Genomic DNA, 11,474 nt, shown 5'->3' on the forward strand with positions numbered 1-11,474 from the left:
GTCCCCGACGGGCGGGCAGTCGCCCCGTCGCAGCGGCGCGACGAGGTGGTCGCCCTGGGGGCGGGCGCCGCGCACCTGTGCGTGCGGGTTGTCGGCGGCGGCGTCCCGGCTGCGGGCGGCGATCTCGGCGAGCGCGGGCTCGTCGGTGTCGCCGGCGTCGATGAGCGCCTGTGCCTGGAGCGCGGCGAGGGCGACGGAGTCGGGCCAGAGCGGGGCGACGTAGTACGGGTCTAGCTGGCGGGTGAGGACATCGCGCACGGAGCCGGGCGAGGACTTGCCGTAGGCGTAGACGAGCGCGGTGTCGGCCTCCCCGGTGAGCAGCTTGACCCACGCCTCGTACAGGGCCCACGCGCCGTCCATCTCGACGTGCGACTCGGAGATCGGCGGCCAGGCGCCGACGCCGTCGAGGGCCATCGTGAAGGAGAACGCCCGGCCGGCGAGGTAGTCGGAGGAACCGGAGCAGGTGAAGCCGATGTCGGAGGTCTTCAGGCCGGTCTGCCGCAGCACGTCGTGCAGGACGGGCATCAGCATCTCGACCTCGGAGAGGTCGTCGGTGCGGCGCAGGCAGTCGCTCTGCGCGAAGGCGACGATCGCGACGTCCCGGCTCGGGTCTCGGCTCACAGCAGCTCCTTGTACGCGTCGTAGTCGGCGTCCGGTTCGCCGGTGGGCCGGTAGTGGTCGGGGTAGCGGCCCCCCTCGCTCCACACCGGCTCGACCCGCAGCCCCATGCGGACCTGGTCGTACGGGATGCCGCCGATCCGGCCGTGCAGGGCGAGGCCGGCGCCGTCGAGGGCGATGTGGGCGTAGACGTACGGGACTTCGATGTCGAGGTTCTTGGCCTTGATGTTGACGATGCAGTACGTGGTGACCGTGCCGCGCGGGCCGACCTCGACGGGTTCGGTTGTGGCGACGCCGCAGGTGGGGCAGGCGCCGCGGGGCGGGACGTAGACCTTGGTGCAGGACGGGCAGCGTTCGCCGACGGTGCGGCGGTCTCCGAGGGCGTGCAGGTAGGCGCTCTGGGCGCGGCCGGGGGCGTAGGTGTAGTCGAGGCGGGCCGGGGCGACGATGCCGGTGACGGGCTCGTCGAAGCGGCCGTCGTGCGGGCGGGGTTCGGCGGCGGCCGTGCCTTCGTCCGCGTGCGGCTCGAAGCAGGCGATGTCGGTGATCGCGCCGGTGCGTTCGGCGGCCCAGCGGATCCGCACCCGCATCCCGGTGCGCACGGCCTCCGGGCCGGGTGCGTCGAGTGCGTGGAGCAGGGCGGTGTCCGCGCCGTCGAGCCGTACGAGCACCCAGGCGAAGGGAGTGCCGAGGGGCTGGCCGGGCCGGGGCTCGTGGTTCCAGGCCCAGGTGGTGACGGTGCCGGTGGCTTCGACCTCGACGAGCTCCCGGAGCTCGGCGGCGGTCTCGGGGTCGTACTCGACAGGCGGCACCAGCACCCGCCCGTCCTCGGTCCGCACCCCGAGCACGGTGCGCTCGCGAAGCCCGCTGAGGAAGGCGGCCTGCACGGGCCCGAGCGACCGGGTGAAGGGGAACTCGACGACGAGGGGGGCGCGGAGGGTGTCGGGGGTGGTGGTCATAGGGACTCCTTGGGTTGGTGGGGGCACGGAGGGGCGCCTGCGGCGGGCCGTTTCCCCGCTCACTCCCTCCGGTACACCGGCTCCCGCTTCTCCGCGAAGGCTCGGGCGCCCTCCTTTGCGTCCGCCGTGTCGAAGATGGGCCAGCCGCGCTTGAGTTCCGACGCCAGGCCCTCCGTCTCCGTGAGTTCTGCCGTCTCGTAGACCGACGCCTTCACCGCCTCCACCGCCAGCGGGCCGCACGCGTTGATCCGGTCCGCGATCTCCAGGGCGCGTTCGAGCGCCGTGCCGTCGGGGACGACCTGGCCGATCAGGCCGATGCGGGCCGCCTCCTCGGCGGTGTACGGGCGGCCGGTGAGCAGGATCTCCAGGGCGTGGGTGCGCGGGATCTGCCGGGGCAGTCGGACCGTCGAGCCACCGATCGGGAACAGCCCGCGCCGGACCTCGAAGAGCCCGAACGTCGCGGACTCGCCCGCGACCCGGATGTCCGTGCCCTGCAGGATCTCGGTCCCGCCGGCCACGCAGTACCCCTCCACCGCGGCGATGACCGGCTTGCGCGGCCGGTGGTGGCGGAGCATCGCCTTCCAGTGCAGGTCGGGGTCGGCCTTCAGCCGCTCGCGGTACTGCTCCCCCGCCATGCCCTTCCCGGCCAGCGCCTTCAGGTCCATCCCGGCGCAGAAGTCGCCGCCGGCCCCGGTGAGCACGATCGAGCGGATCCCCTCGTCGGCGTCGGCCTCCAGCCAGCCGTCGTAGAGACCGACGAGCAGCGGCAGTGAGAGCGCGTTCTTCGCCTCGGGCCTGTTGAGCGTGAGGATCAGCGTGGCGCCTTCGCGCCGTACGGCGAGGTGCTCGGTCCCGGTCATGGGCGTCTCCCGTCTCCAGTTCTGGAACAGGTTGCAGGAGCGCGGGGTCCAGTTCAATAGTTTTCTGACACTCAGTCAGATTCTTCTGCACACCCCCTTCCCCCCTCCCCGCTTCGGCGCTCTAATGACCGCCACGTCCGTACGGGACCCGCGGCGTCAGGAGGACGAACGGTGGAGTACAACCTTGCCGACCTGTTCGAGTCGGTCGTCGACGTGGTGCCGGACCGCGAGGCGCTCGTGTACGTCGACCATCCCGGTACCGGGGCCGAGCGCAGGCTGACGTACGCGGAGCTCGACGCGGCGGCCAACCGCCTCGCCCACCACCTGATCGACTCCGGCCTCCGGCCGGGCGAACATCTCGGCCTGCACCTCTACAACGGCGTCGAGTACCTGCAGACCGTGCTGGCCTGCCTCAAGGCCCGCCTCGTCCCGGTGAACGTCAACTACCGGTACGTCGAAGAGGAGTTGGTCTACCTCTACCGGGACGCCGACCTCGCCGCTCTCGTCTTCGACGCGGAGTTCACCGAGCGGGTCGCCGCCGCACTGCCGCAGACGGAGAAGCTGCGGCACCTCGTCCGGGTGGGGACCCCGGACGACGGCGCGCCCGCCCTCGACTGTGTGCCGTTCACCGAGGCGGAGGCGGCCGGCTCGCCGGAGCGCGGCTTCCCGGACCGGTCCGCCGACGACCTGTTCATCATCTACACCGGCGGCACGACCGGCATGCCCAAGGGCGTGATGTGGCGGCAGGAGGACCTGTTCTTCGCGGGACTGTTCGGCGGCGATCCGGCCGGCGAGCCCGTGAAGCGGCCCGAGGAGCTGGCCGATCGGGTCGCGGCGGGCGGGGCCGGGCTCGCCTTCTTCCCTGCTCCCCCACTGATGCACGGCACGTCCACCCTCACCTCGTTCGTCGCCTTCAACTACGGGCAGCGGGTGGTGATCCACCGCAAGTACGCGCCCGAGGAGCTGCTGCGCACCATCGCGAAGGAGAGGGTGACCAGCGTCTCGCTGGTCGGCGACGCGATGCTGCGGCCGCTGATCGACGCCCTGCGCGGCCCGCTCGCGGGCACGGACATGTCCTCGCTGTTCAGCATCTCCTCGTCCGGCGCGATCATGTCGGAGACGGTGCGCGCCGAGCTCCAGGCCCTCGTGCCGAACGCGCTGCTGCTGAACAACTTCGGTTCCTCGGAGTCCGGTTCGAACGGCAAGGCGACCGACGACTCCGGACCGGCGAAGGGCTTCCGCCTGGAGGTCAACGAGCGCACCCGCGTGGTGGACCCGGTCACGTACGAGCCGGTGGCCGTGGGCGAGCCGGGCCGACTGGCACAGCGCGGCCATGTGCCGCTCGGCTACTACAACGACCCGGCGAAGACCGCGGAGACCTTCTTCCAGCGGGACGGCGAGCGCTGGGTGCTGCTCGGCGACATGGCCACCGTCGGCGAGGACGGCATCGTGACCGTGCTCGGCCGCGGCTCGCAGTGCATCAACACCGGCGGCGAGAAGGTGTACCCGGAGGAGGTCGAGCAGGCGCTCAAGTCCCACCCGGACGTGTACGACGCGCTGGTCGCCGGCGTCCCGGACGCGAGGTGGGGCCACCATGTGGCGGCCGTGGTGCAGTTGCGCGACGGCGTGCCGGCCCTGGACCTGGCGGCGGTACAGGACCACTGCCGCACCCGGCTCGCCGGGTACAAGATCCCCCGTCAGCTGGTCCTCGCCGACCGGATCCAGCGCTCGCCGAGCGGCAAGGCGGACTACCGCTGGGCCCGGTCGGTGGCCACGGAGGCGGACGCCTGACGGCCGGCCGCCCTCCGCGCCGCCGGACAGGCCCTAGATGCCGAACTCCCGCAGCGCCGCCAGGAATTCGGCCGGGCGCGTCTGGTGGATCAGATGGCCGGTCTCGATGGTGACCAGCCGGCAGTCCGGAATGCGGTCGGCGAGCCAGGCGAGCTGGTCCTGCGGGATGTGGCTGTTCTCGCCGCCCGCGACGACGAGCGTCGGGGCCTTGATCGCGGACAGGCTCTCGCGCCAGGCCGGGTCCGGGTCGTTGATCTGCGCGTCGGTCGCCGCGACGACGGCCCAGTCGAAGGCCGGCTCCTCCTCGGGCGGCTCGACCGGCCCGCGCGGCGGGTCGGCCGGGATGAGCACCGGCGCGTCCTCGATCACCAGCCGGCCGATGAGCCCGGGCGTGTCGGCGGCGAGAAGGTACGCGGCGACGCCGCCCATGGAGTGCGCGACGACGTCGACGCCGGCGAGGCCGAGCGCCTTGAGGAAGCCGCGCAGCTGGTCGCGGTAGACGTCGAAGCCGTAGCGGGCGCTCCGGTCGCTCAGCCCGTGACCGGCGAGGTCGAGCGCGTACACCCGATGGGCAGCGGCCAGCTCCCGGGCGATGGGCGCCCACTGCGCCGCGTCGCCGCCCCGGCCGTGCACGAGGACGAGCGGGGGCGCGGCCTCGTCGCCCCAGGCGCGGTACGCGAGCCGGACGCCGTCCACGGCGACGGTGCGCACCTCGGGGTCGAGGAACGCGGCGACGGGGCGGACGAAGGCCCCGGCGTCGTCGATCCAGGGGAAGTGCCCGGCGCCTGGCTGCACGACGAGCTCGCCGCGCGGGAAGAGCGCCGCCAGCTGGGCGCCCCGGGCCGGCGTCGGTCCGCCGTCGTACTCGCCCGCCAGCACCAGGACGGGCGCGGTGAACGCGGCGAGCGCCGCCCGGGTGCTGTCCGGTGCGAAGGCGCCGTCCGCGTAGAAGGCCCCCGCGGCCTCCCAGTTGAAGCGCCCCGCCGCGGCATGCGCCTGTGCGGCGTCGTCCCACCGGCCGTACGCCAGCGGGCTCACGACCTCGATGATGTCCGCCATCGGCGTCTCGGGCGTAAGCGCGTCGATGGCGGCCCGGGTCTCTGCGTACCAGGGCTCGCCGGAAAAGGCCGAGGTCGCCTCGTCCCACTCCTCGTCGGTGACGGTGATCCCGACGGCCCGCATGCCCGGGGTGGCGAGCACCAGCGAGCGCACCCGCTCGGGGTGGGCGGCGGCGTAGAGGGTGGCGAGGTTACCGCTGGCGGAGTGGCCGAGCAGGTCCATCTGGTCGAGGCCGAGGTGGACGCGGAGCGCCTCGACGTCGGCGACCTGGCGGTCGCAGCGGTACGTGGCTGGGTCGGCGGGTGCCTGGCTGGCGCCGGTCCCGCGCAGGTCGAGGACGATCAGGGTGCGATGGGCGGCCAGACCGCCGAGGTCGCCGAGATAGTCGGCGTAGCGCATCGGCCCGCCCGGCAGACAGACGAGGGGTTCTCCCTCCCCCTGTAGCGAGTAGGCGAGTTGGGTTCCGTCGTATGCGGTGAACTGCGGCATGGCGCGATCATCACGGCCGGTCGTGAGCGCCGCAAGGGAATTGGCCGAGGGCGAAGACGGCGCCCTGCCCGCGATACGGTGGAAGACCTGCCCCGAGCTGTGAAGGAACTGCGCGACCGTGCCCGCATACCCCGACTCCGCCGCCCTGCGCGGCGACTGCGCCAACTGCTTCGGCCTGTGCTGCGTCGCCCTGCCCTTCGCCCGGTCGTCGGACTTCGCGGTGAACAAGGCGTCCGGCGAGCCGTGCCGGAACCTGCGGGAGGACTTCCGCTGCGGGATCCACGACAAGCTGCGGCCGAGCGGCTTCTCCGGCTGCACGGTGTACGACTGCTTCGGCGCGGGTCAGCAGGTCTCGCAGGTCACGTTCGGCGGGGTCTCCTGGCGCGAGGCCCCGGGGTCGGCCCGGCAGATGTACGAGGTGTTCCCGGTGATGCGGCAGCTGCACGAGCTGCTGCGCTATCTCACCGAGGCGCTGGAGCGGGACGCCGCGCGCTCGCTGCACGGCGAGCTGCGGCGGGCGCTGGCGCGGGTGGAGGCACTGACGGCGGGCACGCCGGACGAGCTGGAGAAGCTGGACGTGGCGGCCGTGCGCGGCGAGGTGAATCCGCTGCTCCTGAAGACCAGCGCGCTGGTACGGGCGGCGGCGGGCGGCAAGCCGAAGAGCCGGCGCGGGGCCGATCTGCTCGGGGCCCGGCTGCGTGGGGCGAAGCTGCGCGGCGCGGATCTGCGCGGCGCGCTGCTGATCGCCGCGGACCTGTCGGGCGCGGACCTGTCCCTGGCCGACATGATCGGCGCGGACCTGCGCGACGCCGACCTGTCGGGCGCGGACCTGACCGGGGCCCTGTTCCTGACCCAGCCGCAGCTGAACGCGGCCCGCGGCGACGCCGCCACGAAGATCCCGGCCGGCCTGGAGCGCCCCGGGCACTGGGCCCGCTAGGCGGAAGCCCCGCGGCCCTCGTACACGTACGGCGTGGTCGTGGCCAGTGGGGTGAAGCCGAGCCGCTGGAGGATCGGGCGGCTGGTGGGGGCCGCGTCGACGTGGACGTAGCGGTGGCCTCGGGCGGCGGCGATCCGGGTGCGGTGGGCGACCAGGGCCCGGTACAGGCCGCGGCCCCGCCAGGCCTCGACGGTGCCGCCGCCCCACAGCCCGGCGAAGTCGGCGCCGGGGCAGAGTTCGAGCCGGGCGGCGCTGACCGGCTCGCCGCCGGCCGTCGCGACGACGGCGGCGACGGTGTCGGGCTCGGTCGCGAGCCGGTCGAGGAGCTGTCGGCCGATGTGGCCGCCGTCCCCGCCGAAGGCCCGGTCGTGGACCTCGACGACCAGGCGGACCCCGGCCGCGTCGGTGACGGGCAGGAGCTCGACGCCGTCGGGCAGCACGACGTCGAGGGAGAGCCGGGCCGTCTCGGCGACCATCACGGTCTCCTCCTCGTCCGGGACGAACCCCGCCGCGAGAAGGCGCTTCGGCAGGTCGGCCGGGGCGTCGTGCCCGTACGCCTTCCACTCGAAGGTCCGGCCGAACTCGGCATAGTGCCGGATCTGCCCGGCGACGACCGCGTCCACCGCGGCCGGGTCGAGGCCGTCGAGACCGGACCAGAGGATCCCGTTCCAGGCGTGCTCGGGTCCGGTCTGCCGCACGACGGGGCCGGCCCGCTCGACCCGGACGCCGGGGCCGTCGGGCCGGGCCTCCCGGCGCAGCTGTCGGTCGTACAGGGCGAGCGTCGCGTCGTGATCCATGCCCCCACCCCAGCAACGCCCGGGGCCCGGGGCAACCGGATTTCAGCGAGCGTCGTGCCGCAGCGGGGTGAGCTGCTCGATGTCGTAGCGGGCGCGGAGCGCGGCGATCGCCTCGTGGTCGACCTCGCCGCCGGAGCCGAGGATGTCCATCAGCTCCTCGAAGTACCGCTCGTGGTCGGGCGGCGGGGCGGCCTGGAACAGGACCCGCGCGGGTTCGCCGGTGGGGTTGGCGAAGGCGTGCGGGCAGCCCGGCGGGACCAGCAACAGGGTGCCGGGGCGGGCCCGTACGACCCGCTCGCCGGATGCGGACTCCCAATCGCGCCACCGGTCGAGGGTCCGGACGAGCGGCTCGAAGGCGAGCACGTCCAGCTCGCCCTCGAGGACGTAGAACAGCTCCTCGCTGTGGGCGTGGGTGTGCGCGCCCACGTCGAAGCCGGGCGGCACGAGGACCTCGAAGGTGGACGCGGTCCGAGAGTGCGCACCGGTCACCTTGAACGTGACCTGCTGGGCCGCGGTGACCAGGGTCTTGCCATGGCCCGCCGGCACGATCAGTCCGTCGGCCGCGCGGGTCGTGTCGGCCGCGCGGGTCGTGTCGGTCGTGTCAGTCGTGGAGGCCGTCTGGATCGTCGTCATCGCCGCGCCCCTCTCACCAGGTCACCGGCAGCGTCTCCGGGCCGCGGATGAGCGCCCCGCGCTGCCACTCCAACCGGTCCTCGGGGACGGCGAGCCGCAGGTCCGGGAACCGCTTCCACAGCGAGTCGAGGAGGATCTCGGACTCCATGCGGGCCAGCGTGGAGCCGGGGCAGTAGTGCGGTCCGTGGCCGAAGGCGATGTGCGGGTTGTACCCCCGGTCGAAGTCGAGCCGGTCCGGGTCGGCGAAGACCTCCGGGTCGCGGTTGGCGGTGAGGTACGAGACGTAGACGGCGTCGCCGCGCGGGATGAGCACCCCGCCGACCTCGACGTCCGCCAGGGCGATCCGGGACAGGCCGACGGCGTTGCGGTGCGGGATGTACCGCAGCAGCTCGTCGACGGCCTGCGGCAGCAGCTCGGGCTCGGCGCGCAGCCGGGCGAGGTGCTCGGGGTGGGTGAGCAGCGCGTACACCATGTTGGCGCTGTTGTTGCGGACGGCGTGGGTGCCGCCGATCTGGATGAGGACGGCGAGCCCGGTGGCCTCGTGCGCGGTAAGGGTCCCGTCCTCGACGGCGTCGGCGAGGACCGCGGCGAGGGTGTCGTCGTCGGTGCGGTGGGCGCCGCGGCGGGAGTCGATGAGGTCGGTGCAGTACTGCTCGAGTTCGGTCTTGGCCCGTTCGCTGGCCTCCAGGCCGGCGCCCGCGGAGAGGATGGTGTCCGCCCAGTGCGCCATGCGCGGCCGGTCCGCCGCGGGGACGCCCATCAGCTCGCAGACCATGGTGAGCGGGAAGGGCCGGTTGACCAGGGCCATCAGGTCGGCGGGCGGGCCGTGCCGCTCCAGGTCGTCGAGGAGTCCGTCCATCACCGCCTGGGCGTGGTCGCGCAGGGTGCGCAGCGCGCGGGCGCTGAACGCGCGGGCGACGACGCGTCGCATGCGGGTGTGGTCGGGCGGGTCGGCGATGCCGACGGCGCCGTCCAACGGGATGAAGTGCGGGGTGAGTCGGGTCACCTCCCGGCCCCAGATGGCCTTGCGGCTGAAGCGGGGGTCGACCGAGACGAACTTGACGTCCTCGTAGCGGGTGACGAGCCAGGCGTGGCCCTCGCCGTACGGCAGCCGGACCCGGGTGACGGGGTCCTCGTGGAGCAGCCGGGCGAGCAGGGGATCGAAGTCCAGGCCGGTGAGGTGGGGTACGGCCCAGAAGTGGACGCCGAACCCGTCGGAGGTCTCGGGGGAAGCCGTGGTGCTCATGAGGATCTGTTTCGTCCGGGGGTGCGGGAGCAGGGGTCGCTGTGGCCATCCCCGCAGGACGAACGGCTCGCGCGGAAACGCGCGCAAACACACTCGATGGGGTGATCCCCGGGCCCCGACCCGGGGATCACGCGAGCGGCGGCCGGTCAGATCTTGTCGGCCACGATCATCAGGTAGTGGAAGCTCCCCTCCTTGTACGCGGTCAGGAAGGGGTCCTCGATGCCGGTCGCCACCGAGCACTTGGCGCGCAGCTCCCAGTACGGGATGGTCGCGGCCGTCAGGTCGACGACCTCGATCGGAACCAGGTTGTTGTCGGCGAGCGCCCGGAAGTAGGCGCTGCGTGGGTGGATGTTGCAGGTGTAGTGCTCGTCGATCCGGCTGACGGCCTTGGAGCGCAGGCCGTTGACGTCGTTGGAGCAGCCGGTGATGCAGACATACCGGCCGCCGTGCTGGAGAAGCCGGGAGAACTCGTCGAAGAGCTCGAAGAGGTCCACGTACATCGTGGTCTCGTTGGTCCAGACGGCCTGGCGCGAGCCGGTCGCGAAGCCGGTGTCGAGCATGTTGCGGAAGTGGAACTTCACGCGCTCGGCCACGCCGCGCTCGACGGCCTGCTGGTTGGCGAAGCCGACCTGGTACTCGGAGATGGAGACGCCGTCGACCTGGCAGCCGAAGCGGCGCTCGGCCATGAGGCTGGTGCCGCCGCGGCCGGAGCCGGCGTCGACGAGCCGGTCGGTGCGGCGGCGGTCGCCGAGGTGGTCGAGGAGCAGGTCGGCCTGGGCGGTCTCCAGGCGGTGCAGCTCCTCGATGATGCGGGCGTCGCGGGTCTCCTGGGGGCCTTCGAGGACCGAGGGGTTGTAGTCGCCGATGCCGTAGTGGTGGTGGTACAGGCCGTCGAGCTCGCCGAGCCGGAGGTTCACCGGGTCCTGCTGGTTGGTGTTCCAGTAGTTGGCCACGGACTCCTGGTAGGGCGTGCGCAGCACGGTGGAGGGCGCGGACGTGGTCATGGAGGGGTTCCTTACGTCGTTCGTTTCGGGGGACAGAGGGGTGTGGCTTCGGGGGCGGGCGGCGGTCAGTCCGCGGCGCGGTACCGGGCGCTGCCGGCGTGCCATTCGCGGTTGCCGGCGACCCAGGCCCACGTTCCGGCGAGGAAGCGGGCCAGTTCGGGGGAGCCGGTGCGGGAGAGGACGGACGCCTCCGCCTCGAAGGTGTGCATCAGCTCGTCGTGGATGAGGACGCTGCGGTCGACGGCCTCTTCCATCGAGCACTGCTCCTCGGCGGCGATCAGCATGGGCAGGCTGTAGTCCGTGGGGTCTTCCTTGCTCATCGAGTACAGGTCGTTCATGAGCACCGTGGCGGTGCCTGCCAGGTTGAACGCCCGGCGGACCCGTACGTCGGAGAACTCGGCCATCGGCACCTCGTAGCCGGCCATGGCGTCGACCAGGACCATGCACGGGATGAAGCTGTTCTCGTGCCGGTGCATCAGGTACTCCCAGACCGGCGGGCGCTGGCCCGTGGTGTGCCAGACGCCCTCCTGCCCGTACGCGACGAACATGATGGCCAGCTCGTGGCGGAGCCGGCGCACCTGCGTGGTCGAGGCGTACGGGGAGAGGCTGTTCAGCGCGGAGCGCAGGGCCCGGGCGACCGGGTCCTGCTGGACGGCCTCCTCCAGCTGGGGTGCGTAGCGCAGCGGGAGTTGGGCCTGGTCGATCACCGAGTGGCAGATCGCGAGGCGCTGCCCGAGCACTTCGTGGGCGGGCTCCTCCACCTCGCAGTCGACGATGTGGTCGTCCACGGCCCATTCGGACAGCCCGCACTTGGCCGCGGAGAGCAGCCGGTCGGGGTCGTCGGTCTCGGGGTGGCCGAGCATCATGAGCCGGCCGAAGTTCGCCGAGCGGACCTTGTCGAGGTGGCCGGGGTAGATCCCGATCTCCTCGGCCCACTCCACCAGGCGTTCGTTGACGGCGTCGCCGAGGGCGGGGTCGTCGCGGACGGCGGGCGGGCAGTACAGCTCGGGGACGCCGGGCGGCGGCGGGGTGCCGGTGCGGACGCCGGGGCCGGTGTCGGCAGCGGGCTGGGCGCCGCCGT

11 protein-coding genes are annotated in these 11,474 nt (G+C 72.8%); 2 read left to right on the forward strand and 9 right to left on the reverse strand.

The features are described 5' to 3' along the window. The 3 genes from VIU94_RS33765 to VIU94_RS33775 all read right to left on the reverse strand — a co-directional run. Positions 1 to 621 (reverse strand): beta-ketoacyl-[acyl-carrier-protein] synthase family protein (locus VIU94_RS33765; protein ID WP_524540656.1); only part of this gene is annotated, 621 nt, incomplete at its 3' end. Beyond that, the gene (locus tag VIU94_RS33770; RefSeq protein ID WP_331917446.1) at positions 618 to 1,577 is read right to left on the reverse strand and encodes a Zn-ribbon domain-containing OB-fold protein; all 960 of its coding nucleotides are present in this window, start codon (positions 1,575 to 1,577) and stop codon (positions 618 to 620) included. The genes VIU94_RS33770 and VIU94_RS33765, both read right to left, overlap by 4 nt. A gap of 59 nt (positions 1,578 to 1,636) precedes the next feature. Continuing rightward, positions 1,637 to 2,437 (reverse strand): crotonase/enoyl-CoA hydratase family protein, encoded by an 801-nt coding sequence (locus tag VIU94_RS33775; protein WP_331917448.1) that lies wholly within the window; start codon positions 2,435 to 2,437, stop codon positions 1,637 to 1,639. Positions 2,438 to 2,608: 171 nt separating this feature from the next. Between VIU94_RS33775 and VIU94_RS33780 the strand changes: the two genes are divergently transcribed. Further along, the gene (locus tag VIU94_RS33780) at positions 2,609 to 4,228 is read left to right on the forward strand and encodes an acyl-CoA synthetase (RefSeq protein WP_331917450.1); all 1,620 of its coding nucleotides are present in this window, start codon (positions 2,609 to 2,611) and stop codon (positions 4,226 to 4,228) included. 33 nt (positions 4,229 to 4,261) lie between these two features. Here the strand turns inward: VIU94_RS33780 and VIU94_RS33785 are convergent, their stop codons facing one another. Further along, positions 4,262 to 5,776 (reverse strand): alpha/beta fold hydrolase, encoded by a 1,515-nt coding sequence (locus tag VIU94_RS33785; protein ID WP_331917452.1) that lies wholly within the window; start codon positions 5,774 to 5,776, stop codon positions 4,262 to 4,264. A 118-nt stretch (positions 5,777 to 5,894) separates the two neighbouring features. On the opposite strand from VIU94_RS33785, the gene VIU94_RS33790 reads away from it, so the two are divergent. Continuing rightward, positions 5,895 to 6,713, forward strand: coding sequence for a pentapeptide repeat-containing protein (locus VIU94_RS33790; RefSeq protein WP_331917454.1), 819 nt, complete (start codon positions 5,895 to 5,897; stop codon positions 6,711 to 6,713). Here VIU94_RS33790 and VIU94_RS33795 read toward each other — a convergent pair. From VIU94_RS33795 to VIU94_RS33815, 5 genes are all read right to left on the reverse strand, one after another. Continuing rightward, entirely contained in the window at positions 6,710 to 7,510 is an 801-nt protein-coding gene (locus VIU94_RS33795; RefSeq protein WP_331917456.1) for a GNAT family N-acetyltransferase, read from the reverse strand. The two genes, VIU94_RS33790 and VIU94_RS33795, sit on opposite strands and share 4 nt — an antisense overlap. Before the next feature lie 42 nt (positions 7,511 to 7,552). Then, on the reverse strand, positions 7,553 to 8,143 hold the full coding sequence (locus VIU94_RS33800) for a cupin domain-containing protein (protein ID WP_331917458.1): 591 nt from the start codon (positions 8,141 to 8,143) through the stop codon (positions 7,553 to 7,555). A 13-nt stretch (positions 8,144 to 8,156) separates the two neighbouring features. After that, the gene (locus tag VIU94_RS33805) at positions 8,157 to 9,389 is read right to left on the reverse strand and encodes a cytochrome P450 (protein WP_331917460.1); all 1,233 of its coding nucleotides are present in this window, start codon (positions 9,387 to 9,389) and stop codon (positions 8,157 to 8,159) included. Between the two features lie 146 nt (positions 9,390 to 9,535). After that, positions 9,536 to 10,393 carry a geranyl diphosphate 2-C-methyltransferase gene (locus tag VIU94_RS33810; RefSeq protein ID WP_331917462.1) on the reverse strand — a complete coding sequence of 286 codons (858 nt, stop codon included), beginning with the start codon at positions 10,391 to 10,393 and terminating at the stop codon, positions 9,536 to 9,538. A gap of 65 nt (positions 10,394 to 10,458) precedes the next feature. After that, positions 10,459 to 11,474: family 2 encapsulin nanocompartment cargo protein terpene cyclase (locus tag VIU94_RS33815; protein WP_331917464.1), on the reverse strand; the 1,016-nt coding region annotated here is incomplete at its 5' end.

The organism is Streptomyces sp. (assembly GCF_036566765.1).
In the GTDB taxonomy this organism is placed as follows: domain Bacteria; phylum Actinomycetota; class Actinomycetes; order Streptomycetales; family Streptomycetaceae; genus Streptomyces.

Coding starts and splice junctions, on each gene's coding strand:
- VIU94_RS33805 (WP_331917460.1), bottom strand. CDS start 9,389: ATGAGCACCACGGCTTCCCCCGAGACCTCCGACGGGTTCGGCGTCCAC.
- VIU94_RS33775 (WP_331917448.1), bottom strand. CDS start 2,437: ATGACCGGGACCGAGCACCTCGCCGTACGGCGCGAAGGCGCCACGCTG.
- VIU94_RS33795 (WP_331917456.1), bottom strand. CDS start 7,510: ATGGATCACGACGCGACGCTCGCCCTGTACGACCGACAGCTGCGCCGG.
- VIU94_RS33785 (WP_331917452.1), bottom strand. CDS start 5,776: ATGCCGCAGTTCACCGCATACGACGGAACCCAACTCGCCTACTCGCTA.
- VIU94_RS33800 (WP_331917458.1), bottom strand. CDS start 8,143: ATGACGACGATCCAGACGGCCTCCACGACTGACACGACCGACACGACC.
- VIU94_RS33810 (WP_331917462.1), bottom strand. CDS start 10,393: ATGACCACGTCCGCGCCCTCCACCGTGCTGCGCACGCCCTACCAGGAG.
- VIU94_RS33770 (WP_331917446.1), bottom strand. CDS start 1,577: ATGACCACCACCCCCGACACCCTCCGCGCCCCCCTCGTCGTCGAGTTC.